General features: G+C 71.2%; 23 protein-coding genes. 14 read left to right on the top strand and 9 right to left on the bottom strand.

Annotated elements, in window-relative coordinates:
* Positions 1–52: 52 nt before the first annotated feature.
* From RWN05_RS14685 to RWN05_RS14695, 3 genes are read right to left on the bottom strand one after another with little or no spacing between them, the layout of a single operon-like run.
* Complete coding sequence (locus RWN05_RS14685) at positions 53–1,408, bottom strand: aldehyde dehydrogenase family protein (protein ID WP_314140083.1); 1,356 nt, start codon at positions 1,406–1,408, stop codon at positions 53–55.
* Positions 1,405–2,241 carry a gamma-glutamyl-gamma-aminobutyrate hydrolase family protein gene (locus tag RWN05_RS14690; RefSeq protein WP_064295537.1) on the bottom strand — a complete coding sequence of 279 codons (837 nt, stop codon included), beginning with the start codon at positions 2,239–2,241 and terminating at the stop codon, positions 1,405–1,407. Before RWN05_RS14690 ends, RWN05_RS14685 begins: the two co-directional genes overlap by 4 nt.
* The gene (locus tag RWN05_RS14695; RefSeq protein WP_314140085.1) at positions 2,228–3,595 is read right to left on the bottom strand and encodes a glutamine synthetase family protein; all 1,368 of its coding nucleotides are present in this window, start codon (positions 3,593–3,595) and stop codon (positions 2,228–2,230) included. Before RWN05_RS14695 ends, RWN05_RS14690 begins: the two co-directional genes overlap by 14 nt.
* 239 nt (positions 3,596–3,834) lie before the next feature.
* Between RWN05_RS14695 and RWN05_RS14700 the strand changes: the two genes are divergently transcribed.
* From RWN05_RS14700 to RWN05_RS14710, 3 genes are all read left to right on the top strand, one after another.
* Entirely contained in the window at positions 3,835–5,391 is a 1,557-nt protein-coding gene (locus RWN05_RS14700; RefSeq protein ID WP_314140086.1) for an amino acid permease, read from the top strand.
* A 161-nt stretch (positions 5,392–5,552) separates the two neighbouring features.
* Positions 5,553–6,101, top strand: coding sequence for an orotate phosphoribosyltransferase (pyrE, locus tag RWN05_RS14705; RefSeq protein ID WP_175116436.1), 549 nt, complete (start codon positions 5,553–5,555; stop codon positions 6,099–6,101).
* Positions 6,101–9,769, top strand: coding sequence for a hypothetical protein (locus RWN05_RS14710; protein WP_314140088.1), 3,669 nt, complete (start codon positions 6,101–6,103; stop codon positions 9,767–9,769). The genes pyrE and RWN05_RS14710 overlap by 1 nt, the downstream gene beginning before the upstream one ends.
* Before the next feature lie 24 nt (positions 9,770–9,793).
* Here RWN05_RS14710 and RWN05_RS14715 read toward each other — a convergent pair whose 3' ends face one another.
* Complete coding sequence (locus RWN05_RS14715) at positions 9,794–10,834, bottom strand: zinc-dependent alcohol dehydrogenase family protein (protein WP_314140090.1); 1,041 nt, start codon at positions 10,832–10,834, stop codon at positions 9,794–9,796.
* Between the two features lie 61 nt (positions 10,835–10,895).
* On the bottom strand, positions 10,896–11,690 hold the full coding sequence (locus tag RWN05_RS14720) for an HAD-IIA family hydrolase (protein ID WP_071262240.1): 795 nt from the start codon (positions 11,688–11,690) through the stop codon (positions 10,896–10,898).
* Positions 11,691–11,797: 107 nt separating this feature from the next.
* On the opposite strand from RWN05_RS14720, the gene RWN05_RS14725 reads away from it, so the two are divergent.
* Both RWN05_RS14725 and RWN05_RS14730 read left to right on the top strand, forming a co-directional pair.
* Entirely contained in the window at positions 11,798–12,466 is a 669-nt protein-coding gene (locus RWN05_RS14725; RefSeq protein ID WP_314140092.1) for a TrmH family RNA methyltransferase, read from the top strand.
* Between the two features lie 247 nt (positions 12,467–12,713).
* On the top strand, positions 12,714–13,034 hold the full coding sequence (locus RWN05_RS14730; RefSeq protein WP_079001341.1) for a hypothetical protein: 321 nt from the start codon (positions 12,714–12,716) through the stop codon (positions 13,032–13,034).
* A gap of 429 nt (positions 13,035–13,463) precedes the next feature.
* On the opposite strand, the gene RWN05_RS14735 is transcribed toward RWN05_RS14730, so the two are convergent.
* The 3 genes from RWN05_RS14735 to RWN05_RS14745 all read right to left on the bottom strand — a co-directional run bounded on the left by RWN05_RS14735 (position 13,464) and on the right by RWN05_RS14745 (position 16,753).
* Positions 13,464–15,341, bottom strand: a complete 1,878-nt coding sequence (locus RWN05_RS14735; protein WP_121291556.1) for a YhgE/Pip family protein — start codon at positions 15,339–15,341, stop codon at positions 13,464–13,466.
* A 70-nt stretch (positions 15,342–15,411) separates the two neighbouring features.
* Positions 15,412–16,068, bottom strand: coding sequence for a hypothetical protein (locus RWN05_RS14740; protein ID WP_314140094.1), 657 nt, complete (start codon positions 16,066–16,068; stop codon positions 15,412–15,414).
* Positions 16,058–16,753 (bottom strand): TetR/AcrR family transcriptional regulator, encoded by a 696-nt coding sequence (locus RWN05_RS14745; RefSeq protein ID WP_064295551.1) that lies wholly within the window; start codon positions 16,751–16,753, stop codon positions 16,058–16,060. Before RWN05_RS14745 ends, RWN05_RS14740 begins: the two co-directional genes overlap by 11 nt.
* A 143-nt stretch (positions 16,754–16,896) precedes the next feature.
* On the opposite strand from RWN05_RS14745, the gene RWN05_RS14750 reads away from it, so the two are divergent.
* The gene (locus RWN05_RS14750; protein WP_314140096.1) at positions 16,897–17,355 is read left to right on the top strand and encodes a DUF3151 domain-containing protein; all 459 of its coding nucleotides are present in this window, start codon (positions 16,897–16,899) and stop codon (positions 17,353–17,355) included.
* Positions 17,356–17,402: 47 nt separating this feature from the next.
* Here the strand turns inward: RWN05_RS14750 and RWN05_RS14755 are convergent, their stop codons facing one another.
* Complete coding sequence (locus tag RWN05_RS14755; RefSeq protein WP_064295553.1) at positions 17,403–18,155, bottom strand: HAD-IIB family hydrolase; 753 nt, start codon at positions 18,153–18,155, stop codon at positions 17,403–17,405.
* Positions 18,156–18,407: 252 nt separating this feature from the next.
* On the opposite strand from RWN05_RS14755, the gene RWN05_RS14760 reads away from it, so the two are divergent.
* The 8 genes from RWN05_RS14760 to RWN05_RS14795 all read left to right on the top strand — a co-directional run bounded on the left by RWN05_RS14760 (position 18,408) and on the right by RWN05_RS14795 (position 26,034).
* Complete coding sequence (locus RWN05_RS14760) at positions 18,408–19,694, top strand: adenylosuccinate synthase (protein WP_064295554.1); 1,287 nt, start codon at positions 18,408–18,410, stop codon at positions 19,692–19,694.
* A gap of 33 nt (positions 19,695–19,727) precedes the next feature.
* Positions 19,728–20,021 carry a winged helix-turn-helix transcriptional regulator gene (locus RWN05_RS14765; protein WP_064295555.1) on the top strand — a complete coding sequence of 98 codons (294 nt, stop codon included), beginning with the start codon at positions 19,728–19,730 and terminating at the stop codon, positions 20,019–20,021.
* 42 nt (positions 20,022–20,063) lie between these two features.
* The gene (locus RWN05_RS14770) at positions 20,064–21,179 is read left to right on the top strand and encodes a beta-propeller fold lactonase family protein (protein WP_314140099.1); all 1,116 of its coding nucleotides are present in this window, start codon (positions 20,064–20,066) and stop codon (positions 21,177–21,179) included.
* A 49-nt stretch (positions 21,180–21,228) separates the two neighbouring features.
* Positions 21,229–21,861 carry a GNAT family N-acetyltransferase gene (locus RWN05_RS14775; protein WP_079001349.1) on the top strand — a complete coding sequence of 211 codons (633 nt, stop codon included), beginning with the start codon at positions 21,229–21,231 and terminating at the stop codon, positions 21,859–21,861.
* 192 nt (positions 21,862–22,053) lie between these two features.
* A complete protein-coding gene (locus tag RWN05_RS14780) occupies positions 22,054–23,163 on the top strand; it encodes an ABC transporter substrate-binding protein (RefSeq protein WP_064296115.1) in 1,110 nt (369 codons plus the stop codon).
* A complete protein-coding gene (locus RWN05_RS14785; protein WP_314140100.1) occupies positions 23,163–24,131 on the top strand; it encodes an ABC transporter permease in 969 nt (322 codons plus the stop codon). The genes RWN05_RS14780 and RWN05_RS14785 overlap by 1 nt, the downstream gene beginning before the upstream one ends.
* The gene (locus RWN05_RS14790) at positions 24,128–24,940 is read left to right on the top strand and encodes an ABC transporter permease (protein WP_071262275.1); all 813 of its coding nucleotides are present in this window, start codon (positions 24,128–24,130) and stop codon (positions 24,938–24,940) included. The genes RWN05_RS14785 and RWN05_RS14790 overlap by 4 nt, the downstream gene beginning before the upstream one ends.
* Positions 24,937–26,034 (top strand): ABC transporter ATP-binding protein, encoded by a 1,098-nt coding sequence (locus RWN05_RS14795; protein ID WP_314140102.1) that lies wholly within the window; start codon positions 24,937–24,939, stop codon positions 26,032–26,034. The genes RWN05_RS14790 and RWN05_RS14795 overlap by 4 nt, the downstream gene beginning before the upstream one ends.
* Positions 26,035–26,058: the final 24 nt, after the last annotated feature.

Below are 26,058 nucleotides of genomic sequence, written 5' to 3' on the forward strand. Positions count from 1 at the left end.
GACAGGCTCAGGGACCGGGGCTGGTGCTCAGGGGGCGGGTGGTGCGGGTCGTTCAGTCGACGGCGAGGAAGACGTTCTTCGTCTCCGTGAAGGCGAGCGGGGCGTCGGGACCGAGCTCGCGCCCGAGACCCGACTGCTTGAACCCGCCGAAGGGGGTGGAATAGCGGACGGAGGAGTGGGAGTTGACGGACAGGTTGCCCGACTCCACCGCTCGAGCGGCCCGTATCGCGCGACCGACGTCGCGGGTCCAGATCGAGCCGGAGAGGCCGTACTCCGTGTCGTTCGCGAGGGTGAGAGCGTCGGCCTCGTCCTCGAAGGGCAGGACGGCGACGACGGGACCGAAGATCTCCTCCCGGACGGTGCGGTCGTCGCGGCCTGGCGTCAGGACGGTCGGCGCGAACCAGTACCCCGGGCCGTCAGGGGCGCTCCCGGTGAAGGCGACCGGCGCACCCTCGGGCACGTACGAGCGCACGGCGGCCAGATGCGGAGCGGAGACGAGCGGTCCCATTTCGGTTGCCTCGTCGTTCGGATCGCCGACGACCACACCCTGCACGGCCGGCTCCAACAGCTCCATGAACCGCTCGTAGACGCTCCGTTGGACGAGGATCCGGCTCCGGGCGCAGCAGTCTTGGCCCGCGTTCTCGAAGACGCCGCAGGGGGCGGCGGCGGCCGCGCGTTCGAGGTCGGCGTCCGCGAACACGATGTTGGCGCTCTTGCCGCCGAGTTCGAGGGTGACGCGCTTCACCTGCTCCGCCGCGCCGGCCATGATGCGCTTGCCGACGGCGGTCGACCCGGTGAAGACGACCTTCCGGACGGTCTCGTTCGTGACGAAGCGCTCGCCGACGACCGACCCGCGGCCCGGCAACACCTGGAACAAGCCCTCGGGCAGACCGGACTCGAGGGCGAGTTCACCGAGGCGGATGCTCGTCAGTGGCGTCCATTCCGCGGGCTTCAGGACCACCGCGTTCCCCGCCGCGAGCGCCGGTGCGAACCCCCAGGCGGCGATCGTCATCGGGAAGTTCCACGGGGTGATGATGCCGACGACGCCGAGCGGTTCGTGGAAGGTGAGGTCGATGCCGCCGGCGACGGGGATCTGCTGACCGAAGAGCCGTTCGGGTGACGCCGAGTAGTACTCGAGCACGTCGCGGACGTGACCGGCCTCCCACCGCGCCTGGGTGATGGGGTGGCCGGAGTTGACGACCTCGAGGCTCGCGAGGTGCTCGCGGTCGGCGTCGACCGATGCGGCGAACCGGCGGAGCGCCTGGGCGCGGTCGGCGGGGCTGACGGCCGCCCAGGACCGCTGGGCGACGGCGGCGCGGGCGATGGCGGCGTCCGTCTCGGCGAGGTCGAGGTGCTCGACCGTCGTGACGACGTGCTCGTTCGCCGGATTGAGGATCGTGTAGCTCACGGTGTGGTGCTCCTGCTCTCGGTGCCGGGTGTGGTGCTGGTGCTGAGTCCTGCGGTGGTCCCGGCGTCGCGGTGTCGACGCGCGGCGTCCACGAGCCCGGCGAAGAGACGCCGGTCGGCCGTCTCCTCCTCGGGGTGCCACTGCACGGCGAGACCGAAGGGGACCGTCGGCAGCTCGACCGCCTCGATGACGCCCTCCTCGGTGCGGGCGGTGACGACGAGTCCGTCGGCGACGCGGTCGATCGACTGGTGGTGGTAGACGTGCACGTCGAGCTCGTCGTCGTCCTGCCGGAGCAGCGCGGCCAGCCGCGAGTCGGCTTCGATCGCGACGGTCTTCGGCCCGAAGACGCCCTCGCCGGGCTGGAAGGAGTCGTCGCCGACGAGGTCGGGGAGGTGTTGGATCAGCGTCCCGCCGAGCGCGACGTTCAACAGTTGTGCGCCACGACAGATGCCGAGGAACGGCAGCTCGGCGTCGATCGCCGCCGTGAGCAGCGCCTCCTCCCAGGCGTCCCGGTCGGTCCGTGGTCGACCCGTGCGCGGGTGGGCGGCCTGCCCGTACAGGCCGGGGTCGACGTCGGCGCCACCCGAGACGATGAGGCCGTCGAGCCGCGCCAGCACGGACGCGGCCACGGCACGGGTGACCGGCTGGGGTGGGAGGAGGACCGCGATCCCACCCGCATCCGTCACGGCGTCGAGGTACACCTTCGGCAGGAAGGACGCCGGGACGTCCCACACACCGGTCTGGGCCTGTTCGAGGTAGGTCGTGACACCGATGAGCGGAGCGCTCGAGACGGGCGGGTCGGTCGCTGGGACGTCCGGGTCAGAGGCGTTCAAAGCCGCGCACCCGCTCCCAGTCCGTCACGGCGGCGTCGAAGGCGGCGAGTTCCACCTTCGCGAAGTTCAGGTAGTGGTCGACGACCTCGTCGCCGAAGGCCTCGCGGGCGATCGTCGACCGCGAGAAGAGCTCGGCCGCCTCCCGGAGCGAGGTCGGGACGCGGGGCGCACCGCCCGTGTAGGCGTTGCCGCCGGTCGGGTCCTCCAGTTCCAGTTCGTTCTCGATGCCGTGCAGTCCGGCGGCGATGAGGGCGGCGACGGCGAGATACTGGTTCACGTCGCCACCCGGCACCCGGTTCTCGACGCGCATGCCGAGCCCCCGGCCGACGACCCGGAGCGAGCAGGTGCGGTTGTCGTGTCCCCAGGCGACGGCCGTCGGGGCGAAGCTGCCGTCGACGTAGCGCTTGTAGGAGTTGATGTTCGGCGCGAAGAACATCGTCAGCTCGCGCATCGCGGCGAGCTGCCCGGCCAGGAAGTGCCGGAAGAGCTTCGACATGCCGTCGGGCGCGTCGGGGTCCGCGAACACGGCCGAACCGTCTTCGCCGCGGAGGCTGATGTGGATGTGGCAGCTGTTGCCTTCGCGCTCGTCGAACTTCGCCATGAACGTGAGGCTCTTGCCGTGGGCGTCGGCGATCTCCTTCGCCCCGTTCTTGTAGATCGAGTGGTTGTCGCAGGTGACGAGGGCGTGGTCGTAGCGGAACGCGATCTCCTGCTGCCCGAGGTTGCACTCGCCCTTCACGCCCTCGCAGTACATGCCGGCGCCGTCCATGGCGTTGCGGATGTCGCGCAGCAACGGCTCCATGCGGGTCGAGGCGAGGATCGCGTAGTCGATGTTGTAGTCGGTGGCGGGGGTCAGCTTCGTGTAGTCCTTCGCCCAGGCCTCCCGGAAGGTGTCGTCGAAGACGAGGAACTCGAGCTCCGTGCCGACGAACGGGACGAGGCCGCGTTCCGCGAGCCGTTCGAGCTGGGCGATGAGGATCTGACGGGGTGAAGCGACCACCGGGGCGTCGTCGAGCCACTGGAGGTCGGCGGTGACGAGGGCCGTGCCCGGCAGCCAGGGCGCGCGGCGGAGGGTCGAGAAGTCGGGGATCATCGCCATGTCGCCGTAGCCGCGTTCCCAACTCGACATCGCGTAGCCGTCGACCGTGTTCATCTCGACGTCGACCGCGAGCAGGTAGTTGCAACACTCCGCCCCGTGCTCGGCGACGTCCTCGACGAAGAGTTGGGCCGAGACGCGCTTGCCGACGAGTCGGCCCTGCATGTCGGTGAACGCGAGGATCACGGTGTCGATCTCGCGCGCGGCGACGGCCGTCGTGAGCTCCTCGAGCGTCAGGTTTCCTGAGCGTGGGTGCATGGCAGCTCCTCGTTGATCGGGGGGACCCGTCGTCGGCGTTCTACCTCGATGGAGAACTGAAAGGTCGCGAACCCGACCATTACATCACAACGCCTCCAGCGGATCGATGCATTTGCGAGAGGGATTTCCTCACAAAGGTATGTACATGCGACCATTGCGGGCCCTAGAGTCGGGCCAACCGAATCTGAGGACGTTGTGCGAGCCCGACGAGCGCGCAACCCGAGCGACAGGACGCATCGATGGCTGACGACACGCGCAAGATCTCCGGGGTGACCTACACCGCGGCCGGCGAGGGGTACTTCGAGAAACGCAGCCTGAAGCGGTCGGCCGGGGTGTGGGGCCTCTGGGGCCTCGCCGTCGCCGCGGTCATCTCCGGCGACTTCTCCGGCTGGAACTTCGGCATCGACTTCGCCGGGTTCGGCGGCATGCTCATCGCCTTCGTCATCCTCGTCGCGATGTACTACGGGATGATCTTCTCGATCGGGGAGATGGCCGCGGCGATGCCGCACACCGGCGGGGCCTACTCCTTCGCGAGAGCGGCGATGGGACCGCTCGGCGGGTTCGTGACCGGCCTCGCGGAGACCATCGAGTACGTCGCCACCACGGCCGTGATCGTGTACTTCTCGGCCTCCTACGCCGACGCCATCACGAGCGAGCTGCTCGGGTTCTCCATGCCGTCGCCCGTGTGGTGGGCGATCCTCTACGTCGCGTTCATCGCGCTGAACTCCGCCGGCGCGAGCATCTCCTTCCGCTTCGCCATCGTCGTCTCGATCATCTCCATCGGCATCCTGCTCGTCTTCTCCGCGATGGCGATCTTCTCCGGCCAGTTCGCCTGGGCCAACCTGTTCGACATCGCCCCCGACGCGGGCCAGACGGAGTTCCTGCCGCACGGTGTCCTCCCGATCCTGTTCGCCCTGCCCTTCGCGATGTGGTTCTTCCTCGGCATCGAGGAGCTGCCGCTCGCGGCGGAGGAGTCCCACAACCCGGTGCGCGACATCCCGAAGGCCGGGTTCTGGGCTCGTGGCACGCTCATCGTGACCGGCCTGCTCGTCCTCTTCCTCAACACCGGCGTCATCGGTGCCGAGGCGACCGGGACGGCAGGGGAGCCCTTGCTCGACGGCTTCCGAGCCATCGTCGGTGACGGTGCGGCGGCGGTCCTCGCGCTCTTCGCCCTCATCGGGCTCCTCGCCTCGCTGCAGGGCATCATGTTCGCCTACGGTCGCAACATGTACTCGCTGTCCCGCGCCGGGTACTACCCGCGGTTCCTCTCCCTCACCGGCAAGCGGCAGACGCCGTGGGTGGCCCTTGTGGCCGGGGCGATCATCGGGTTCGTCGCGTTGCTCATCGTCGACGCGGCCGGCGGATCGGGCGGTGTCGCCGGTGCGATCGTGCTCAACATCGCGGTCTGGGGCGCGGTGCTCGCGTACCTCATGCAGATGATCGCGTTCCTGCTGCTGCGGAAGAAGTTCCCGAACGCCAAGCGGCCCTACCTGAGCCCGTGGGGTGTCCCGGGGGCGGTCATCGCGGCCGTCATCGCCGCGCTCATCTTCGTGGGCTTCCTGCTCAACCCGACGTTCCTCCCGGCGATCATCGCGATCGTCGTCGTCTATGTCGTCATGCTGGTCGCCTTCGCGGTCTGGGGTCGCCACCGGCTCGTCATGTCACCGGAGGAGGAGTACGCGGTCTCGGGCGGCCTGCACGGCGACCCGGAGACCGAGGGCTACGGCGGAGCGACCGAGGCGGAACTGCTCGCAGTCGACCGCCCCGAGGACCCGGGTTCCGGCACGGCGCGTTGACCCCCGGACGCAGCCGCCCCGACGCAGGACGGTGGCGGCGTGGCGTCCTCGAGCCCCGGCGAGTCGTACCGACACGCCGGGGCTCTCGCGCGTCGGGGATGCGGACCGCCCCCATCCGGGCGACTGCGGCGATGGGGGTCACAGCTTGTAGACTCTCCGACGTGACGGACGCACGAGCTCAGCTCATTGACCACATCTCGGCGGAAGCCGTGTTCCACGGTGACTTCACCCTGACGAGCGGCAAGAAAGCGACGTACTACGTCGACCTCCGCAAGGTGAGCCTCGATCACCGCGTCGCGCCCCTCATCGGGCAGGTCATGATCGACCTCATCGCCGACGTCCCCGACGTCTTCGCGGTCGGTGGCCTCACCATGGGTGCCGACCCCGTCGCAGCCGCGATCCTGCACCAGGGTGCCGCGCGCGGACTCACCTACGACGCCTTCGTCGTCCGTAAGGAGCCGAAGGACCACGGCCGCGGCAAGCAGGTCGAGGGCCCCGACCTCCAGGGCAAGCGCGTGATCGTGCTCGAGGACACCTCGACCACCGGTGGATCACCGCTCAAGGCGGCCGAAGCGCTCGAGAAGGTCGGAGCCGAGGTGGTCGCCGTCGCCGTCGTCGTCGACCGCGCGACCGGCGCCCGCGAGATCATCGAGGCCGCGGGCTACCAGTACCTGGCCGCGATCGGCCTGGAAGACCTGGGACTCGTCTGATGTCCGGCGACGGAACCGGACGCGGCGGGGCCGGGCTGCCGGAGGAACCCGCGGACGGAACCGACTGGCTGCTCTCGCAGCTCGACGCCGACGACACGGAGGCGATCGAGACGCAGCCCGACACCGACGCGGTCGACGAGCACCCCTCGGCAGCCGTCGCTCCGGCGCCCGCTGACGACGACCGGACGCGAGTCCTGCCGGTCGTCGGCGACACCGATGCCCAGGCCGCTGCTTCGTCGGTGGCTGCGCCGGTCCCGGCCGAGACCCAGTGGTCCGCGCCCTCCGTGCCCTCCGTGCCGGATGCGCCGGCGGCTCAGACGCACGCTGAACCGACGCCTGCTCCGGTCGAACCGCTGCCCGCTCCCGTCGAGCAGACGACCGCTGCCGCCGCGCCGACCCCCGCCGCCCCGGCCACTGCTCCCGGTGAATTCGCGAGCGAGGCCGAACTCCTCGCCTGGTGGCAGAACCAGGTGCCGAACCCGGCCGACGACGCGACACCGGCCTCCGCACCGCCGGCGCCGGATGCACCCAGCGCGCAGCCCGCCGCACCCGCCACGCCTGCAGCCCCGGCCGACCCGATGCCCGAGGAAGCTCCCGTCCGGTCGGAGGGTCTGCGTCACCCGAACGCCCTCGAGCTCCCGGTCGTCCCGCCGACCCCTGCCCCGGCATCGCCGGTGCCGCCCGCTCGCAACGAGCTGACGGTCGACACCGACTCCGTCCTCCAGCACGCGCCCGCCGGCACCTTCCGGCCCGCACCGACGAACCCGGTCGTCCTGCCACCCGTCGCCGACGAGCCCTGGAGCCTCGGCGGCAGCGACGACATCGACGCCGACCCAGCAGCCCCCGAGGACGTCTCGACGGCCGTCCTGCCCACGGCCCGAGCTCTCGCGGCCGACGACCCGGCGGCCTGGGCCGCGGTCGAGGCAGAGGAGATCGGCGCGACCACCGCCACCTCGTCGCCCGACGGTGGCACTCCCGCCGCACCGCTGCCGCCCGCCGCTCCGCTGGTGACGCCGTCGCCCACCGCCGCGGACCGCGATGTGCCGTCCGGCTCCGCGTCGACACCCGACGCCGAGGTGCAGGACGACGATCTGCCGGAGGGCTCCTGGAGCCTCTCCGAGACGTTCGGCGACGACGTCCTCGGCGGAGAGACCGTCGAGGTCCGTGACACGACGATCGACGCTTCGACGCCCGTCGCCGCACGCCCCGACGAGGCCACGGCCGATGAACCGGCTGCCGACGAGCCAGCTACCGACGACGTCTGGACAGCCGAGCCGGCGCCTGCCGAGTCCGCAACACCGCGGACGGATCCGCTGGCCTGGTTGACGGAACCGTTCGGTGAGACGTTCGGCGCCGTGCCGGCGGCACCGGACGAGCAGCCGTCCGAGGAACCGCAGGCGGAGCCGGTCGACGAGTCGCCCCAGCAGCTCGACACCGAGTCCGTCGCCGTCGCCGCCACCGAGGAGGCGACGTCCCCGTCCGCAAGCGAGCCGGTCGAGCCGACCGCCGACTCGGACCCCGAGCCCGCATCCGACGGCATCGTCGCTTCCGAGCCGATCACCCCCGCGGCACCGTTCCGCTGGGACACGGTCGCAGCGGCGTCGCCCGCGAGTGCAGCGGAGCCGACCTCACCAGCCGACGTCCCGTGGCCCGAGACGGTCCCCGACGTCGACGCCGAACCGCTCGATGAGACGCGGCCGTTCGACAGCCTCGGCGGCCCGGGCTTCTCGGCCCTCGCGGGTGCCGCAGCCGCAGCAGCAGCCGTTCCTCCGGCGCCGACACCCGACCCCGATGCCGAGTCCGGCCGTGACGATGCGCCGGCCGACGACGACGCGACCGACACCGCCGACGTCCCCCCGGCCTTCGGCCCGCCGACCCCGAAGGCCGAGCGTTCCATCACGGAGCTCATCTCCCTCGACGGCGTGCAACCCGAGCCCACGGTCAGCCCCTTCGGCACCGCACCGTTCGTGTGGGACCTCGCGCCGAACGACGCCCTCGACCCGCTCGTGCACGCGGCTCCCACGACCCAACCCATCCCGGTCCCGCCGGTGGAGTGGGAGGGCGCCGAGTCGTCAGCCGTGAGTGCGGAGTCCCCGTCGGAGCTCGCGCTCGAGGGCGAGGTGCCCGATGCCGCGTTCATCGCCGGCGACGTCCAACCCTTCGCTCCGGGCCTCGCCGCCGTCACGCTCGGTCGCCCGCTCGTCGACGGACCCGGTGACGAGTTCGCCAGCTGGACCGACGACGCGACCGAGACCGACGGCTCCGCGCCGGACGCCGCACCGATCGTCCCCGCCGCGAACGACACGGTCGACCTCTTCCCGACGCTGTCGCTCGGTGGGTTCGACGCAGCCGTGGCGGCCGGTGGCCTCGCCGCCGCAGGGGCCGCAACCGCTGCCGGTGCCGCTTCCGGCCTCGGCTCGGGCGACGACACCGACGTCACGGAGACCTCGGCCGACCGCGCCGCCGATTCCGCTCCCGAGACGGCACCGACCCCGGTCAGCGGGACCTCAGCGTCCGAGACCCCGGCGTTCGCCGTCGACCCGGAGGAGCTCGACGACGAGTTCGACGAGGAGATCGTCGAGTTCGACGCCGTCCCACTCGCTGCGGCGGGCGTCACGCCGCTTCCGTCGTTCGTGCCGGACGGGGCCGTCGCCGACGGTGCGACCGATCCCACCACGGATGCCGCCGCGGCGGATCCCCCGGTCGCTGACCCGGACTCGATCGACCCTGAGCCGGTCGGCGAGCCCGAGCCGGTCAGCGAGGAGCTGCGGCTCGAGTCGCTGTTCGACCTCGGACCGGAGACGGATGCGGTCCAGGTCGCCTCGGTCGAAGGCGCCGAGACCGACGGTGAGCCGGCTGCCACGCCGCTCGCCGACACCGAGCAGGCCGAGGACTCTGCCACGGTCGCCCCTGCCGATCCGTCCGATCAGCCCGACGCCACCACCACCGCCACTGCGAAGGCGGCCTCGGCACGGTCGCTCGCCGACGCCTTCGCCGCCGAGGGTGGCTGGTCGCTCCAGGCCGACGCGATCGCCGACCCCGATCTCCCGCTCGCCCCCGTCCCGGGCCTCGTCGCCGCCGACGGCACCGATGTCGACGGCACGGATCCCGACGACGACACCGGCGGGTCACGACGAACCGGGGCCCCCGCTGCCGGAGACGACGACAGCGCTGCGCACACCTCCTCGGAGGCCGAGCCCGACGTCGCCTCGAACACCGCGCCCACACCAGTGACCCCCGCCTCGGTGTCCGTCTTCGGCGCACACGCCGCCGCCGTCCCCTCGCAGGGACCGATCGCGAACGTGCCGCAGACGGCGCCGGCCGCGCTCCCGGGCGAGACGGTCGCGTTCCCGGAACTCGACGGCGCGAGCGCGCTCACGACCCCGGCCGCGGCTGCGGGTATCGTCGGCGCCACCTTGCCACCGCAGGCCACGCAGTCCGCGCCCGACCGCGATCTCCCCGAATACCGCGGAGAGCACGCGGATCAGGGCATCCCGAAGGCGCTGCTCTGGGCGGTCGTCGGCCTGGGGGCCGCCGTGCTGCTCCTGCTCGCGTTCTACTTCGGAACGCTCGTCGGTGCCGCGAACGCGGCCGGAGCGGCTGCGGACGCCACTATGCCGAGCGTGTCCGCAGGATGGTCGACGGCCGGAGCCCCGGACACCCTTTGACGACGCACCCGACGTCGTCGCGGGTCAGACGACGTCGATGACGGTCACACCCGTCGAGCGGTCTCCGGATGCCAGGGCGACGAGTGCCGCCGGCGCCTCGTCGAGACCGATGCGGTGTTCGATGAGATCCTGCGGACGCAGCGCACCGCTCGAGACGAGGTCGAGCAGTTCCGAGTAGTCGGAAGCCGGCATGCCGTGACTGCCGTGCAGTGACAGCTCCTGCGAGATGATGCGCGGCAGCGGGAGGGTCGGTTCGCTCGAGAACAGCCCGATCTGCACCTGACGGCCCATCGGTGCCAGCGCGAGGAGGCTGAGGCGCATCGTGGACTCACGCCCGAGGGCTTCGACCGACACCTGCACGCCCATGGGTGCGGCTTCGGCGATGCGCGCGAGGACGGCGGCCTCGTCGAGACCGCTCGAGTCGATCGTGTGCGTGACGCCGATCGACGCCGCGCGCGCCAGGGCCGAGGCGTCGATGTCGACGGCGATGACCTCGGCACCGAGCGCGACGCCGATCATGGCCGCACTCAGCCCCACGCCGCCGCAGCCGACGACGAGCAGGCGCTCCCCGCTGCGGAGCCCGGCACGGTGGACGAGCCCGCGGAAGGCCGTCGCGAACCGGCACCCGAGGAGGGCGGCGGCACCGGCGTCGAGGGACTCCGGCACCGGGATGAGGTTCACGTCCGCGTCGTGCAGGGCGACGAGCTCGGCGTAGGAACCCCAGTGGGTGAAGCCCGGCTGCGTCTGGTTCGGGCAGACTTGCCCGTTCCCCGCGAGGCACTGGGCGCAGCGTCCGCACGCGCACACGAAGGGCACCGTGACGCGGTCGCCCACGCGGAACCGCTCGACGGCGGGGCCGACCGCATGGATGCGCCCGACGAGTTCGTGGCCGGGCACGTGGGGGAGGGCGATGCCGTCGTCGTGCCCGAGCCAGCCGTGCGCATCGCTCCGGCAGAGACCCGTGGTCTCCACGCGCACGACGACGCCGGCGTCGGACGGCACCGGATCCGGCACGTCGCGGACCTCGGGCTCGGCGGTGAACTGGTCGTAGACGACGGCGCGCATGGAAGTCCTCGGTGCGTGGCGGGGCGGGAACGGAACGGTGGGCTGGTGGTGGCCGAACGGCCTAGATCTCGACCTCGACGGGCTCCGTCACGAGGTCGATGACGCCGCTCAGGATCTCGTTCGGACGGAACGGGTAGCGGTTGATCTCGGCCTCGTCACTGATGCCCGTGAGCACGAGGATCGTGTGGAGACCGGCCTCGATGCCCGCGACGATGTCGGTGTCCATGCGGTCGCCGATCATTCCGGTGTTCTCCGAGTGCGCGCCGATCTTGTTGAGCGCCGATCGGAACATCATCGGGTTCGGCTTTCCGACGACGTAAGGCTCCATGCCGGTGGCCTTCGTGATGAGCGCCGCGATGGCACCGGTCGCCGGAAGCGGACCGTCCTTGCTCGGTCCGGTCGCGTCCGGGTTCGTCACGATGAAGCGCGCGCCTCCGGCGATGAGGCGGATCGCCTTGGTGATGGCCTCGAACGAGTAGTTGCGGGTCTCGCCGACGACCACGTAGTCGGGGTTCGTCTCCGTCATGGTGAAGCCGGCCTCGTGGATGGCCGTGGTGATCCCGGCCTCCCCGATGACGAACGCCGAGCCGCCCGGCTCCTGCTCGGCCAGGAAGGCGGCCGTCGCGAGCGCGGAGGTCCAGATGAACTCCTCGGGCACGTCGAGCCCGGACGCGCGCAGCCGGGCGCTCAGGTCGCGCGGGGTGAAGATCGAGTTGTTGGTGAGCACCAGGAAGGGCGTCCGCTGATCCTGCCACTGCTGCAGGAGCGCGGCGGCACCCGGGAGGGCGTGGTTCTCATGGACCAGCACGCCGTCCATGTCGGTGAGCCAGCATTCGACCTCGTCGCGTCGTGACATGCGTTCCTCCAGGTGCTCCGTGCGGGCTGCGCGAGCGCTGCGCCGCGGGGGTGGCGCGGCGTCGGGCCCGGACCTCCAGTGTGGCACGGCGCGGGTAGGGTTGGCTGGTGCCAGAGACCCCGCTCCACCCGGACGACCCGGTCGCCGGCCCCGATCAGGCCGAGAGCCCGACGGCCGGCGTCGGTCCATGGCAGGGGGAGTGGCCGGACGACCCCTGGTACGACCCCGAGCTGCTGCGCGAGGGCGACACCCGGAACGTCGTCGACCGCTACCGCTACTGGTCGATGGAGGCCATCGTCGCCGACATCGACGACCGCCGCCATCCGTTCCACGTCGCCATCGAGAACTGGCAGCACGACATGAACATCGGGTCGATCGTGCGCACCGCCAACGCGTTCGCCGCCGACACCGTGCACATCGTCGGGCGCCGACGGTGGAACAAGCGCGGAGCCATGGTGACCGATCGCTACCAGCACGTCGAGCACCACGTCGACGTCGCGGCGCTCGTCGCCTGGGCGTCGGCGGCCGAGCTGCCGATCATCGCGATCGACAACGTGCCGGGGTCGGTCCCGATCGAGACGTTCCGCCTTCCCGAGCGGTGCCTCCTGCTCTTCGGGCAGGAGGGGCCTGGGCTCTCACCGGAGGCGCTCGCCGCTGCCGACGCGGTGCTCGAGATCACCCAGTTCGGGTCGACGAGATCGATCAACGCCTCCGCGGCGGCAGCCGTCGCGATGCACGCCTGGGTCATGCAGCACGTCTCCTTCGACGCGTCCTGATCGGGTTGGCCCCCGTCCGCGGGTGGTTTCGAACGGCACCCGTGTGCGTACCTCAGGAACACCTCAAGATTCCCTCAATTGCCCCCGAGGTCCCCCAAAGTGCCGACACCCCCCGGCATACTGTCTAGCGGAGCAACACTCCACCGCCGAACCCGAATCCCTCCGGCACCCGAAGCCACCGAGGGCCACCGCACGGACCCGAATCCGTGCGGTGCGAATCGGCGGTCACCCGAAGGATGAATCGAAGATGAAGCACCGCTCTGCCCTGGGAGTCTCGCCCGAACGAGGAACCCACCCGTCCAAGGTCCGTGGCGTCGCCGCGCTCGCCGTCCCCGCCGCCCTCGCGGTCGCCCTCATCGTCGGCGTCGCCGCGCCGGCTCAGGCCGACGCCCGGGTCGACGAGGCGTCGAGCTCGATCAGTGCGACGCAGCCCGGCTCGAGCGAGCTCATCGCTCCGGCCGGCGCGTTGTTCGCATCGCTCCTCATCTGGGGGGCCGGAGCCGCCTTCGCGACGCGTCGTCGGATGCTCGCCGAACAGCGCGAGGAGGCGTCGCTGCTCTCCCGCTGAGCAGCGCGCTGCACCCGCAGCTGATCGCCGTGGCCCGAACCGCGACGCTCAGCTGCTCCAGACGGAACGCGCCCGTTCCGTCGCACCGGTGGCCGCCGGGAGTCCCCCCACTCCCGGCGGCCTCCGGTGTTTCCGGGATGTGTCGGCGGGGTCTTCGCCCCGGACGAACGCGGTCCTTCCGGTGGCTCGACGACCGTGCCGAGAATCTGGCGCGTTCCGCGTCATGATCGCGCCTCCGGTCGATCACTCAAGGGAGTGCAACGCTGTCGGGCGGACCCGAACCCGGATCGACGCGGCGCTCAGACGCCGACGTCGAACGATGCCCGACCCGAATGGGCGTCGCACGCAGCAGGCCGACCACACGCGCCGGAGCGTCGTCCGACCCGAGGACGACGCTCCGGCGCGGGCTCCTGCGCGCTCGATGGCTGCCTAGCCGATGAGGCTCGGCCGGAGGTCGCGGAGCGTCCTGGCGTGCGTCATCCGCGTCACGCCGATCGCCGAGAGGCTCAGTGCGATCGCCAGCCAGGCCAGCAGGACCCCGGCGTCCTGCAGGGCGGCGTCCATCCGTCCCCCGTACATCAACTGGCGCATGCCGTCGACGGCGTAGGACATCGGGAGCACGTGGTGCAGTGCGGCCAGCGGCGCCGGGAGTGTCTGCCACGGGAACGTGCCTCCGGCCGTGACGAGCTGGGCGACCATGAGCACGAGGCCGAGGAACTGTCCGACGCTGCCGAACCACACGTTGAGCGTCAGGATGATCGCCGCGAAGGTGAGGGACGCGAGCGCCATCATCCCGTAGGTCGCGAGCGGGTTGTGGACCTCGAAGTGCAGGGCGCCGGCGAGGATCCCGAACAGCGCGACCATCTGGATCGTGCCGAGGAGGCCGGGCGTGAGCCAGCCGGCTACCGTCACCTTGATGGGGCTGTGGAGCGCCGTGATCGCCCGCCGCGACACCGGCTTGACGATGAGGAAGAGCGCGTAGATGCCGATCCAGGCGGCGAGGCTGACGAAGAACGGCGCGAGTCCGGCTCCGTAGGTGCCCGCGCTCGTCACGGAGGAGTTGGTCAGCTTGACCGGGTCGGCGATCGTCTTGGCCTGGAGTTCGCGGGAGTCCGCGGTGGTCGCTGGGATGGCGTCCGCGCCGGACTGCAGACCGTCGCGGAGGGTGACGATGCCGTCACGGAGGGTGCCGAGGCCCGTCTGCAGGGTCGCGAGGCCGGTCTGCAGCGACGCCGCACCGTCGGCGGCCTGCTGCGTCCCCGAAGCGAGCGCTGGCATCGCGTCACTCAGCGTCCGGGCGCCTCCGGCGACCTGCTGGGCGCCGCTGTTGAGCTGGTCGACCTGCGAGACGACGGTCTGGACGCGCTCGTTCGCCGTCGTGGCGTCGGCTGCCACCGGGTCGAGGAGCGCCAGCACCTGGGCGATCTGCTCGGGGGTGAAGCCGTTCTCCGCGAGCGTCTGTGAGATCTGGGCGCGGGCCGTGGGGATCGAGTCGACGAGTCGCTGGGCGGCTGCTCCGACCTCGTCACCCTTGCCGGCGAGCGTCGACGTCCCGGACGCCACCTGCTCGGCACCCGAGGCCAGTTGATCGGTCTGCGAGGGCAGACTGGCCGTCCCCGCGGCGATCTGGGCCGTGCCGGACGCGAGGGTCGCAGCGCCGGCCTGGGCGGTCCCGGCGCCGTCGAAGGCCTGCTGTGCGCCGTCGGCCAACTGCGTGGCGCCAGAGGTGGCGTCGACGAGCTTCGTCTTGATCGTGTCGAGCGCGATGAGGAACCGGCCGGCGGCCTGACGGTTGACCGTCTGCACGATGGTCGCTTTGATCTGCTTGACGGCCTGCTCGCCGATCGTCGTCGCCAGATAGCTGTTGGCGTCGTTGGTCGTGAGCTGCACCGTCGCCTGCTGCGGGGCGTCGCCCGACGCGGAGGTGAGCGAGGTCGAGAAGTCGGCGGGGATCGTGACGCTGAAGTCGAAGGTCCCGTCGTTCACCCCCCGGGCGGCGTCGGCCGCGCTGACCTCGTGCCAGGCGAACGAGCCGTCCTCGATGAGCTGGTCGGCGATGTCGTCGCCGTAGTTCTCCGTCTCGCCGGTCGCGTCGCCGGTGGTGTCGTCGGTCGCCGGCGCACCGGTGTCCTCGACGACGAGCGCCACGGGCACCTGGTCGAGCTTGGCGTACGGGTCCTGGTTCGCCCAGAGGTACAGGCCGCCGTAGAGCAGCGGGACGCACATGAGGGCGACGAGGGCGAGCCGCGACATGGGCGTGGCCCACAGGCGGGACAGTTCGGCGCGGATCATCGCGAAGATCTTCACAGGAGGTCCTTCTGGGGACGGGTGGTGCGGGATGAGGTGGTGGCTGGACGGTGGTGGTGCACGGTGTGCGTCACGACCAGTCCTGCTGGAAGAGGGGGACGAGTTCGTCCGTGGCGTTCTCGGACACCGGGGCGTCCGCGGTGGCGTTGATGGCTGTCGCCGAAGCGTCGCCGGCGATCACGAGGACGCCGTAGCCGCGGGCGGCGAGCTTGCGGGCGAGGTTCCACCACTCGAGCGGGTCGCCGCCGTGGCGGTCGGGGGAGACGAGGACGAGTGCGGTGACGTCCTCCCGGAGGACCGCGAGCTCGGTGAGGAGCCGCACGCGGTCGGTCGGCGCGACGGTCGAGATCGGCTGCTTCGCGAGGTGTGCGAGGTCGAGCGACTCGAGGAACCGCGCGACGGCGAAGGGGTGGCTCGCCCGGCCGGCGAACATGAGCTCCTCGGCGACGACGCCGGAGACCGCGACGCCGCTGGCCGGTTCGGAGACGTCGGGCGCGTCGATGAGGGCGATCACGCGGCGCATCGTCTTGCGGTCGGTCGCTCCGTCGATGAGGACGGTCCCGGTGTCGGGCTTCATCCGGCCGGAGGCGATGAGGCCGAGGACGGTCGGCCGCTGCTCGGTCTCGGCGCGGGCGAAGGTCGCCTCGCCCGTCCGGAAGGAGAGGGAGGTCGGCTCGAGGACGATGCCGCCCTTGCCCTTGGAGACGCCGTCGAGTTCAACGCGCATGGGAGGACTCCTCGTTCGTACCGGTGCCGGCGGTGTGCCGGTGGGTGTCTGCGTGTCCGGTGTCGGCGCGGTCGGCGACCGCCGTGGCGTCCTGCCACGACAGACCGACAGCCCCGAGGGTGGCGAGCATGACGAGGCGGCGGCCGGCGCTCGTCGAGAGGCCGGACCGGGTCGCCTCTTCGAGCACCCCGACGGCCGTGCTCTCGACGAGTCGGGCGAGGACGCCGGCGTCGATGTCGGGGCGGATGGAACCGTCCGCGACACCGGCCTCGACGGTGCGGAGGAGGAGGGTCCGAACGGGTTCGAGGGCTGCCGCCGTGACGGCGCGGAGCGGCCCGCGGACGGCGAGCGGCGCCATGATCCGGACGTGGTCCACCTGGGCCCAGAGGACGTCGCCGATGAGCGCGATGGTGGTGAGCGGGTCCTCGCCTCGGACGGCCGTGATCGACGCGGCGACGCGCTCGGCCCCAGCCACGACGACGGCGTTCACGAGCTCGTCGCGCGTGGCGAAGTGTCCGTACACCGAACGGCGGGTGAGGCCGGCGGCGGCCGCGATGGTCTCGAGGCTGGCGTCGGGGTCGCTGCGGAGCGCCAGGCGGGCGGCTTCGAGCAGCGCGAGGCGGTTCTCCGCGGCGTCGCGACGAGGGGCGCGCGACCCGCTAGCAGGCGCTTGGGTGGTGGTCATGACAGCGATCGTACTATCTTGCACAGCGGTGTGCAATATCGATGTCGATTGATGCGGCGAGCTCTCAGCGAGGGCTGCCAGCTTCCTCCCACGCCGGGCTCCGGGAACGGAGCTATGGTTGAACGATGACCGGTGAGAATCTGATGGCAACCCCTCCGACACTGCTGCCGGACGACAGCGCCACCGATGCCGAGTTCCACGCGGCCGTCGGTTCGATCGAGGCGCTGGCGGACCTCCTCGCGGCCCACCCCCGCTCCTCGCTCGGCTGGGCGCTCCTCGCCGACGCCGTCCACGACCCGCAGTCGCCGATCCCCGGCTACGCGGCCGCGCGGGTCGGGTACCACCGCGGCCTGGACTCGCTCCGTGCCGCCGGCTGGCGCGGTCAGGGCCCGATCCCGTGGTCGCACGCGCCGAACCGCGGGGTGTTGCGCTCGCTCTACGCGCTCCGCCGCTCCGCGAAGGCGATCGGCGAGACCGAAGAGGTCGAGCGTCTCGACGCCTTCCTGCGCGAGGCCGACCCCACCGCGTCGGAGGAGATCGAGTACCTCGTCGCGGCGGCGGCACCGCCGACCTCCGCGATCGTCATCCTCGGCTCCGACTAGCCCTTCGACAGGCTCAGGGACCGGGGCGCGGCTCAGGGACCGGCGCCCTACAGGCCGAGCGACTCCAGGTACGCCGCCGTGTCCTGCCAGCCGTGCACGGCCACCGACGGCACCCCGAGCGCGAGGACCGGGTAGTCGTTGCCGCCCTCGTCGAGACGGTCGCCGACGAAGACCATCTCCTCCAGCGGGATGCCCGTGTGCTCGGCGAGCCGCGTCATGCCGAACGCCTTGTCGACGCCCGCCATGGTGATGTCGACGGAGGTCGAGCCGCCGGAGCGGACCTCGAGGTCGGGGAGCAACGCCTGCACGGCGGCGCGCAGCGACTCCTTCTTCGCGCCGTCGGGGTCCCAGGCGGTCTTCTCGGCGACCGGCGCTGCCTGCCCGAGGGCGGAGAAGGTGATCTGCGAGCCGCGGTCCTCGAGGATCGGTCCCCAGGTCTCGTCGGCCCAGAGGCCGAGTCGCTTGGCCTCGGTCTCGAGCGCGCCCATGGCGCGGGCCTTCTGGTCGTCGGTGAGGTCGTGCTTGTAGACGGTGACCCACGCGGTGCCGTCGAAGCGGTCGTACCGGGTGCCGCAGGTGGGCATGAGGTGCAGTCGGCCGAGGGCCTCGGGCGACGCGGCTCCGAGCCGGTCGAGCACCTGGTTCTGGAACTGCACGATCTGGCCGCCCGAGATGATGCACACCGAGGTGCGTTCGAGGAGCGCGACGAACAGTTCGGCCATGCGAGGGTCGAGCGCGGACTTCGACGGGGCGAGGGTGTCGTCGAGGTCGAAGGCGACGAGGCGCGGCAGGGAGGTCATGGGTTCCGTTCGGTCGGTCGAGAGGACGGTCGTCGAGGGCGATCGGCAGGCAGGACGGCCGCCCGAGGCCTGAACATCCCCTCATGGTATCGAGCGCAGCCCGGGACTCGGTGCCCGTGACCCTCCTCCGGTACGATGGAGGGGTGCGTGCACGAGACGCCCGCCCGCAGAGGGTGGGCGTCCGGCCTGTCAGGGCGTGGTTCCCCAGCGGATCCGCCGGGCACACGAGAATCCGGAAGGGGCGGCATCCAGATGCCAGCAATCGTGATCGTCGGCGCCCAGTGGGGCGACGAAGGCAAGGGGAAGGCCACCGACCTGCTCGGTGACCGCATCGACTACGTCGTGAAGTTCAACGGCGGCAACAACGCGGGGCACACGGTCGTCATCGGTGACGAGAAGTACGCGCTCCACCTCCTGCCGTCCGGCATCCTGACGAGCGGCGTCGTCCCCGTCATCTCCAACGGTGTCGTCATCGACATCGAGGTGCTGTTCCACGAGCTCGAGGCGCTCCAGGCCCGCGGCATCGACGTCTCGCGCCTCCTCGTGAGCGCCAACGCGCACGTCATCACCCAGTACCACCGCACCATCGACAAGGTGACGGAGCGCTTCCTCGGCAAGCGTCAGATCGGCACCACCGGCCGTGGCATCGGCCCGGCCTACGCCGACAAGATCAACCGCGTCGGCATCCGCATCCAGGACCTCTTCGACGAGAACATCCTGCGCCAGAAGGTCGAGGGCGCCCTCGACCAGAAGAACCACCTGCTGGTCAAGGTCTTCAACCGCCGCGCCATCACGGTCGACGAGATCGTGGCCGACCTCCTCGCCTACGCCGAGCGACTCCGCCCGATGGTGGCCGACACCGCGCTCGTCCTGAACGAGGCGCTCGACGACGGCAAGATCGTCCTCTTCGAGGGTGGGCAGGCCACGATGCTCGACGTCGACCACGGCACCTACCCCTTCGTCACCTCCTCCAACGCGACCTCGGGTGGTGCGGCCACCGGCTCCGGTGTCGCCCCGAACCGCCTCGACCGCGTCATCGGCATCGTCAAGGCCTACACGACCCGCGTCGGCGCCGGCCCGTTCCCGACCGAGCTGTTCGACGAGTCCGGCGACTACCTCCGCTCGAAGGGCTTCGAGTTCGGCACGACGACCGGCCGCCCGCGTCGCGTCGGCTGGTACGACGCCCCGATCGCCCGGTACGCGGCGCGCATCAACGGCGTCACCGACTTCGTCCTGACGAAGCTCGACATCCTCGACGACCTCGCCACCATCCCGGTGTGCGTCGCCTACGAGGTCGACGGCGTCCGGGTCGACGAGGTGCCGGTCTCGCAGACCGACTTCCACCACGCCGTCCCGATCTACGAGGAGTTCCCCGGCTGGCAGGAGGACATCACCGGTGTCCGCCGCTTCGAGGACCTCCCGAAGAACGCCCAGGACTACGTGCTGGCGCTCGAGGCGATGAGCGGTTCGCGCATCTCCGCGATCGGTGTGGGTCCCGGCCGCGACGCGATCGTCGTGCGTCACGACCTCGTCGACTGACCCGAGCAGCGAACGACGAGCGTCGAACGCGCCATGGTGGACGAATCCAGTCAGCCGTCCCTGCCCGGGCTGCCACCGGTCGAGGAGCTCACGAGCGGTGAGGTCAGGCCTCGCCCGGCGGTGCGTGCCCAGCGCGACACCGGAGCGCTCGACCCACGGGTCCGGCGCGCCCTGGCGACGCTCGACGACGATCCCGACCTCTCGCTCGTCACCCTCGCGAACGCGCTCGGGATCACCCGTGCGACGCTCATCCGGATCGTGCGTGAGGCGATCGGCATGACCCCGAAGGAGTACGCGGCAGGCGTCCGTGCCCGCCGCGCCTCCTGAGCGGGCGCCGATGTCAGACGGCGCAGGTGGGAGACTGTGGGGGTGAGCGACGACAACCCCTACCTCCTGCTCGGTTCCTACACCTCGGAGGCCGACGGCACCGGTGCCGGCATCAGCCTGCTGCGCCAGGACGAGGCGGGCACCCTCCGCCTCGTGCAGTCGTCGGAGGCGCAGTCGCCGTCCTTCATCACCCTGCACCCGACGCTGCCGATCGTCTACGCCGCGAGCGAGTCGACCGGGGCCGTCGAAGCGTTCAAGCGCTCCGGCGAGTTCGGGCTCGCGCCGTTCGGCAAGCCCATCGAAGCCGGCGACTCGGTGTGCCACGTCGCGACGGTCCCCGGTGCCGACGTCCTCGTCGCGAGTTGCTACGGCGACGGTCGGGTCGTGACCGTCCCGCTCGCGGAGAACGCGGCGTTCGCCGGCGACCCGCGTCTCGGCGAGGCGTCCGTCGACCCCTGGGCGTCGCCCACCGCGCTCGCTGCGGAGTCCGCGGACGCTGGCGAGGACGCGCTCACGCTGCTCGCGCTGGAGGCCGCTGTCGGCGAGGCTCTGCCGTCCCGACCGTCGCGCGCGCACGCCTCGGCGCTCCTCCCGGACGGCCGCATCGCGACCACCGACCTCGGCCACGACACGGTCCGCATCTGGCAGCTCCGTGGGCCGCGGTTGGTGCTCGACCACACCGTCGTGTTCCCGCGCGGCACGGGTCCGCGACACCTCGTCGTCCACCCGAGCGGGCACCTCCACGTCATCACCGAGTACTCGGTCGAGGTCTTCACGCTCGGTGTCGACGGCACCGACGGGCACTGGCACATCCTCGCGGCGACCGTCGCCACCTCGGAGGGCGTGTCCGAGGGCGACACGGGTGCCGAGATCAGCCTCGCCGCCTCGCGGGAGCAGCTGCACGTCGGCGTCCGCGGGAGCGACCGCATCGCCACCCTGCGGGTCACCGGCGACGGTTCGCGGGTCGAGGCCGTGGCCGACGTCGAGTGCGGTGGGACGATGCCGCGCCACCACCGGGAGTCGGGTCGCTTCCTGCACGTCGCGAACCAGCTGTCGAACTCCATTGCGAGCTTCCGGCTCGACGAGCGCACGGGGGTCCCGACGACGCTCCTCGGGACGCTCGACGCCGGTTCGCCCACCTGCCTCATCCTCGCCTGACCGCGAGACCGGTCCGCGCGCGACGCCCGTCACCGGATACGGTGGAACGGTGACCGCACGACGCCCTGAGCCCCGCCCCATCGACGGCCGGACCATCCGCCTCGAACCGCTTGAACGCGCGCACTATCCGGAGCTGTTCACGGCGATCGCGCACCCGGAGGTCTTCGCCGGCGGCTACGGCGGCGGGCCTGCGGGGTTGCCGACGACGCAGGCCGAGTTCGACGCCTTCGCGGACGGCTACTTCACGACCGGCGTGCGCAACACCTACGTCATCCGTCTCGTCGGCGGCGAGCACGACGGGCTCCTCGTCGGCACGTCCACGCTCGGCGACTTCGACGAGCCGGGGGAGGCCGCCCACCTCGGTTGGACGGCGTACGACCCGCGCGTCTGGGGCACCGCTGTCAACGCCGAGACGAAGCTGCTGCTCCTCGGGCTCGCGTTCGACGCGGGCTTCGGCCGGGTCAAGATCCAGGCCGACGAGCGCAACGAGCGCTCGCGCACGGCGATCCTGCGCCTCGGGGCCACATTCGAGGGGCTCATCCGCCGCGACAAGCAGCGGGCCGACGGCACGTGGCGGACCACCGCGCTGTTCTCCGTGATCGCCGAGGAGTGGCCGGAGGTCCGGTCCGGTCTCGAGGAGCGCCTCGCCAGGAGCCCCGGCCCAGTGGCCCTCCGCGGCTGACGCGGCCCCGGAGCCCCCCCGCCCGGTCCCTGAGCTTGTCGAAGGGCACTGTTCACCTGCGCGACACCGGCAGGCCCCGATCGCGCTACGTCGCGACCCTAGCTTGTCCTCCAGACGACGGACGCGGTATCCGACGGCCCGACAGCACGGGCGGCCGCCGACGTCACTGGAGGAACCGTGAACACCAGGCGTATGACCGCCCTCGCCATCGTCGCGCTCGCAGCGACCGCGCTCACCGCATGCTCCGCCGGAGCGGACACCGGAGCCGGCTCCGACGTCGACGCCAAGACGGCGACCTCCGCCGAGGACTTCGGCGGGATGGACGCGCTCGTCGAGGCGGCGAAGGCCGAGGGCCAGCTGAACGTCATCGCCCTCCCCGACACCTGGGCGAACTACGGGAAGATCATCTCCGCGTTCGAGGACAAGTACGACATCACGGTCAACTCGGCCGACCCCGACGTCTCGAGCGCCGAGGAGATCACGGCCGCGAAGAACCAGCAGGGCCAGGACACCGCTCCCGACGTCTTCGACCTCGGCTCCGCCGTCGCCCTCGACAACCTCAAGCAGTTCGCGCCGTACCAGGTCGCCAACTGGGACGACATCCCGGAGGGCTCGAAGGAGAAGACCGGCCTGTGGGTCTACGACTACACCGGCCTCGTCTCCATCGGCTATGACGCGGACGCCGTCCCGGCACCGAAGTCGCTCGACGACCTCCTCGGCTCTGAGTTCGCGGGCAAGGTCGCGCTGAACGGCGACCCGACCCAGGCCGGTGCCGCCGCAGCCGGCGTCTACCTCGCCGCCCTGCAGTCCGGTGGTTCGGCCGACGACATCCAGCCCGGTGTCGACTTCTTCCAGAAGCTCAACCAGGCGGGCAACTTCCTGCCCCTCGACCCGACCCCGGCGACGATCGCCTCGGGTGAGACCCCCGTCGTGATCGACTGGAGCTACAACAACCTCGCCGCCGCGACCGAGAACGAGGGCCAGCGCAACTGGAAGACCACCGTCCTCCCGGGTTCGGCCGTCGGCAGCTACTACAACCAGGCCATCAACGTGGACGCCCCGCACCCCGCGGCCGCGCGACTCTGGCAGGAGTTCATCTTCAGCCCCGAGGCGCAGAACCTGTACCTCGCCGCCGGCGCGTACCCGTCGACCCTCGCCGCGATGGTCGAGGCCGACACCGTCGACCAGAAGGCGCTCGACGCCGTGGGCGAGATGCCCGCGGACCTCGTGCAGTTCACGCCCGAGCAGACCGAGCAGGCCACCTCGCTGCTCGCCGAGAAGTGGGCGGCAGCGATCTCCTGATGACCACCTCCGCCACCCGGCGGAGTGAGGCGGGGTCGGCACACGCCGGCCCCGCCGTCTCGCTCCCGCCGACCGACGCATCGGACGCTTCGGCCGAACCCGCTGCGGCGCGCCCCCGCCGCCGTCCGCGCTGGACGCTCCTCGGCCTGACGCCGTTCGCGCTGTACGCCCTGCTCTTCCTCGCGGTCCCGACGTTCCTCGCCCTCGCCACCGGCTTCTTCGACGGCGACGGCGCGTTCACGCTCGACAACCTCACGGCGCTCGCCGAACCGGCGGTCCTCGGGGCCTTCGCCAGCTCCTTCTGGGTCTCCGCCGTCACTGCGGTCGCCGGAGCCGTCGTCGGAGCCCTCGTCTGCTACGCGCTCCTCGCGGTCCGGCCCGACGGACTCATCCGCACCTTCGTCGATGCGGCTTCGAGCGTCCTCGCCCAGTTCGGTGGCGTCATGCTCGCCTTCGCCTTCATCGCGACCATCGGCATCCAGGGCCTCGTCACCGTGTTCCTCAAGGACCGCCTCGGGGTCGACCTCTTCGCCGACGGCGTGTGGCTCTACCAGGTCCCGGGCCTCCTCCTGCCGTACCTGTACTTCCAGGTGCCGCTCATGGTCATCACCTTCATGCCGGCGATGGAGGGGTTGAAGCGGACCTGGTCCGAGGCGAACGCGACCCTCGGCGGCACCCGCTTCACCTACTGGACCCGGATCGCGATGCCGATCCTCGCCCCCTCCTTCCTCGGGTCGCTCCTGCTGTTGTTCGCGAACGCGTTCTCGAGCTATGCGACCGCCGCCGCGCTCATCAGCCAGGGGGCGCAGATCGTGCCACTCCAGATCCGCGGTGCCCTCATCAGCGAGACCGTCCTCGGCCGGGAGAACCTCGCCGGTTCGCTCGCGATCGGGATGATCGTCGTGATGGTCGTCATGATGACGGCCTACTCCGCCCTCCAGGCGCGGACGGAACGGTGGCAGCGATGAGCGCCGTCCGCGACTCGGCCACGCCGTCGAAGCTCACGAGCCGGGTCATCCTCGTCGTCGTCGCGGTGGTGTTCGCCGTCCCGATCCTGTCGATGGTCGAGTTCACCCTGCGCGCCGGGATCGACGGCGGCCACGACCTCGGCCACTGGGCTGCGATCCTCGACCCGGAGAACTCGCGGAAGTACCGGGTGCTCTTCCAGGGCATCGGCAACTCCGTCGTGCTCGCCGCGGTGACCGTGCTGATCGTCGTGGTGCTCCTGCTGCCGACGATGATCCTCGTCAAGCTCCGCTTCCCGAAGCTGCAGCGGGTCCTCGAGTTCGTCTGCATCATCCCGATCACCGTGCCGGCCATCGTGCTCGTCGTCGGACTCGCGCCGGTCTACTCGGTCGTGGCCAGGCTGCTCGGCAGTGCGCCGTGGACGCTCGCGTTCGCGTACGGGATCACGGTGCTGCCGTACGCCTACCGGGCGATCGCCGCGAACCTGCAGTCGGTCGACGTCGGCACCCTCGCCGAGGCCGCGCGCACGCTCGGCGCCGGCTGGGGGACCGTCCTCGTCCGCGTCCTGCTGCCCAACCTGCGTCGCGGCGTGCTGACGGCGTCGGTCATCTCGGTCGCCGTCGTCCTCGGTGAGTACACGATCGCCTCGCTCCTCGGACGCAACACGCTGCAGACCTCGCTCGTGCAGGTGTCGAAGAGCGATCCCTTCGTCGCGGTGGCCTTCGCCCTGCTGGCGCTCGCCTTCGCCTTCGTCCTGCTGTTCATCATCGGCCGCGTCGGATCGATCCGCCGCATCAGGGAGACACCATGACCACCATCGACCAGTCGGCACCGGCAGCGACGCCCGGAGACGGACGCCCGGCCGGCGCGGCGGTGCGGTTCGATCGCGTCGTGAAGGACTACGGCTCGGGTGCCCGTGCCCTCGACGGCGTGAGCCTCGACCTCGCGCCCGGTGAGTTCGTCGCGCTGCTGGGGCCGTCGGGGTGCGGGAAGACGACCGCGCTCCGCAGCCTGGCGGGGCTCGAGGACATCACCTCGGGGAGCGTGCTCATCGACGGGGTCGACGTCGTGTCCGTGCCGACGAACAAGCGCGACCTCGGCATGGTGTTCCAGTCGTACTCGCTGTTCCCACACCTCACGGTGATCGAGAACGTCGAGTTCGGCCTGCGCATGCGGAAGGTGCCGGCGGCCGAGCGACGGACGCGTGCCGCCGAGAGTCTCGACCTCGTCGGCCTCGGCCACCTCGCCGCCCGCTACGCCCACCAGCTGTCGGGCGGGCAGCAGCAGCGCGTCGCTCTCGCCCGGGCGTTGGTCACGCGTCCTCGGGTCCTCCTCCTCGACGAGCCGCTCAGCGCCCTCGACGCCAAGGTGCGCGTCCAGTTGCGTGACGAGATCCGTCGGATCCAGTCGGAGCTGCAGATCACGACCCTCTTCGTCACGCACGACCAGGAGGAGGCGCTCGCCGTCGCCGACCGGGTCGCCGTCATGCGTGCCGGCGTCATCGAGCAGATCGGGACGCCGGAGGAGCTCTACTCGCGGCCGTCGTCGCCGTTCGTCGCGGAGTTCATCGGCCTGAGCAACCGGATCCCGGGTGTGCTCGTGCCCGGTGGGGTCGAGGTGCTCGGGCAGGTGCTCCCGGTGATCGGCGAGCAGCCGGGGGATGGTGCCGTCGTCGCGCTCGTCCGGCCTGAGGACGTCGTGTTCACCGACGCGACGGAGCCCACGGTCGGGTCTGCTGCGGTCGTGCTCACCTCGAGCTTCCTCGGCCCGGTGCGTCGCACGACCGTCGAGCTGCCGGACGGCACGCTGGTCGCGGTGCAGCACGGCGCGACGGAACGACTGGAGGCGGGGGAGTCCGTCCGCATCCGCTTCGCCGGTCGTCCCGTCCCGGTGCAGACGGCCTGAGCACCGGTCCCTGAGCCCACCACC

Source organism: uncultured Plantibacter sp. (genome assembly GCF_963518075.1).
Classification (GTDB): domain Bacteria; phylum Actinomycetota; class Actinomycetes; order Actinomycetales; family Microbacteriaceae; genus Plantibacter; species Plantibacter flavus_A.

Excerpts from the sequence above, each read along its gene's own strand:
- RWN05_RS14695 (WP_314140085.1), bottom strand. The coding sequence starts at position 3,595 with ATGCACCCACGCTCAGGAAACCTGACGCTCGAGGAGCTCACGACGGCC.
- RWN05_RS14700 (WP_314140086.1), top strand. The coding sequence starts at position 3,835 with ATGGCTGACGACACGCGCAAGATCTCCGGGGTGACCTACACCGCGGCC.
- RWN05_RS14710 (WP_314140088.1), top strand. The coding sequence starts at position 6,101 with ATGTCCGGCGACGGAACCGGACGCGGCGGGGCCGGGCTGCCGGAGGAA.
- RWN05_RS14715 (WP_314140090.1), bottom strand. The coding sequence starts at position 10,834 with ATGCGCGCCGTCGTCTACGACCAGTTCACCGCCGAGCCCGAGGTCCGC.
- RWN05_RS14720 (WP_071262240.1), bottom strand. The coding sequence starts at position 11,690 with ATGTCACGACGCGACGAGGTCGAATGCTGGCTCACCGACATGGACGGC.
- RWN05_RS14730 (WP_079001341.1), top strand. The coding sequence starts at position 12,714 with ATGAAGCACCGCTCTGCCCTGGGAGTCTCGCCCGAACGAGGAACCCAC.
- RWN05_RS14740 (WP_314140094.1), bottom strand. The coding sequence starts at position 16,068 with ATGCGCGTTGAACTCGACGGCGTCTCCAAGGGCAAGGGCGGCATCGTC.
- RWN05_RS14745 (WP_064295551.1), bottom strand. The coding sequence starts at position 16,753 with ATGACCACCACCCAAGCGCCTGCTAGCGGGTCGCGCGCCCCTCGTCGC.
- RWN05_RS14750 (WP_314140096.1), top strand. The coding sequence starts at position 16,897 with ATGGCAACCCCTCCGACACTGCTGCCGGACGACAGCGCCACCGATGCC.
- RWN05_RS14755 (WP_064295553.1), bottom strand. The coding sequence starts at position 18,155 with ATGACCTCCCTGCCGCGCCTCGTCGCCTTCGACCTCGACGACACCCTC.
- RWN05_RS14760 (WP_064295554.1), top strand. The coding sequence starts at position 18,408 with ATGCCAGCAATCGTGATCGTCGGCGCCCAGTGGGGCGACGAAGGCAAG.
- RWN05_RS14765 (WP_064295555.1), top strand. The coding sequence starts at position 19,728 with ATGGTGGACGAATCCAGTCAGCCGTCCCTGCCCGGGCTGCCACCGGTC.
- RWN05_RS14780 (WP_064296115.1), top strand. The coding sequence starts at position 22,054 with ATGACCGCCCTCGCCATCGTCGCGCTCGCAGCGACCGCGCTCACCGCA.
- RWN05_RS14785 (WP_314140100.1), top strand. The coding sequence starts at position 23,163 with ATGACCACCTCCGCCACCCGGCGGAGTGAGGCGGGGTCGGCACACGCC.
- RWN05_RS14790 (WP_071262275.1), top strand. The coding sequence starts at position 24,128 with ATGAGCGCCGTCCGCGACTCGGCCACGCCGTCGAAGCTCACGAGCCGG.
- RWN05_RS14795 (WP_314140102.1), top strand. The coding sequence starts at position 24,937 with ATGACCACCATCGACCAGTCGGCACCGGCAGCGACGCCCGGAGACGGA.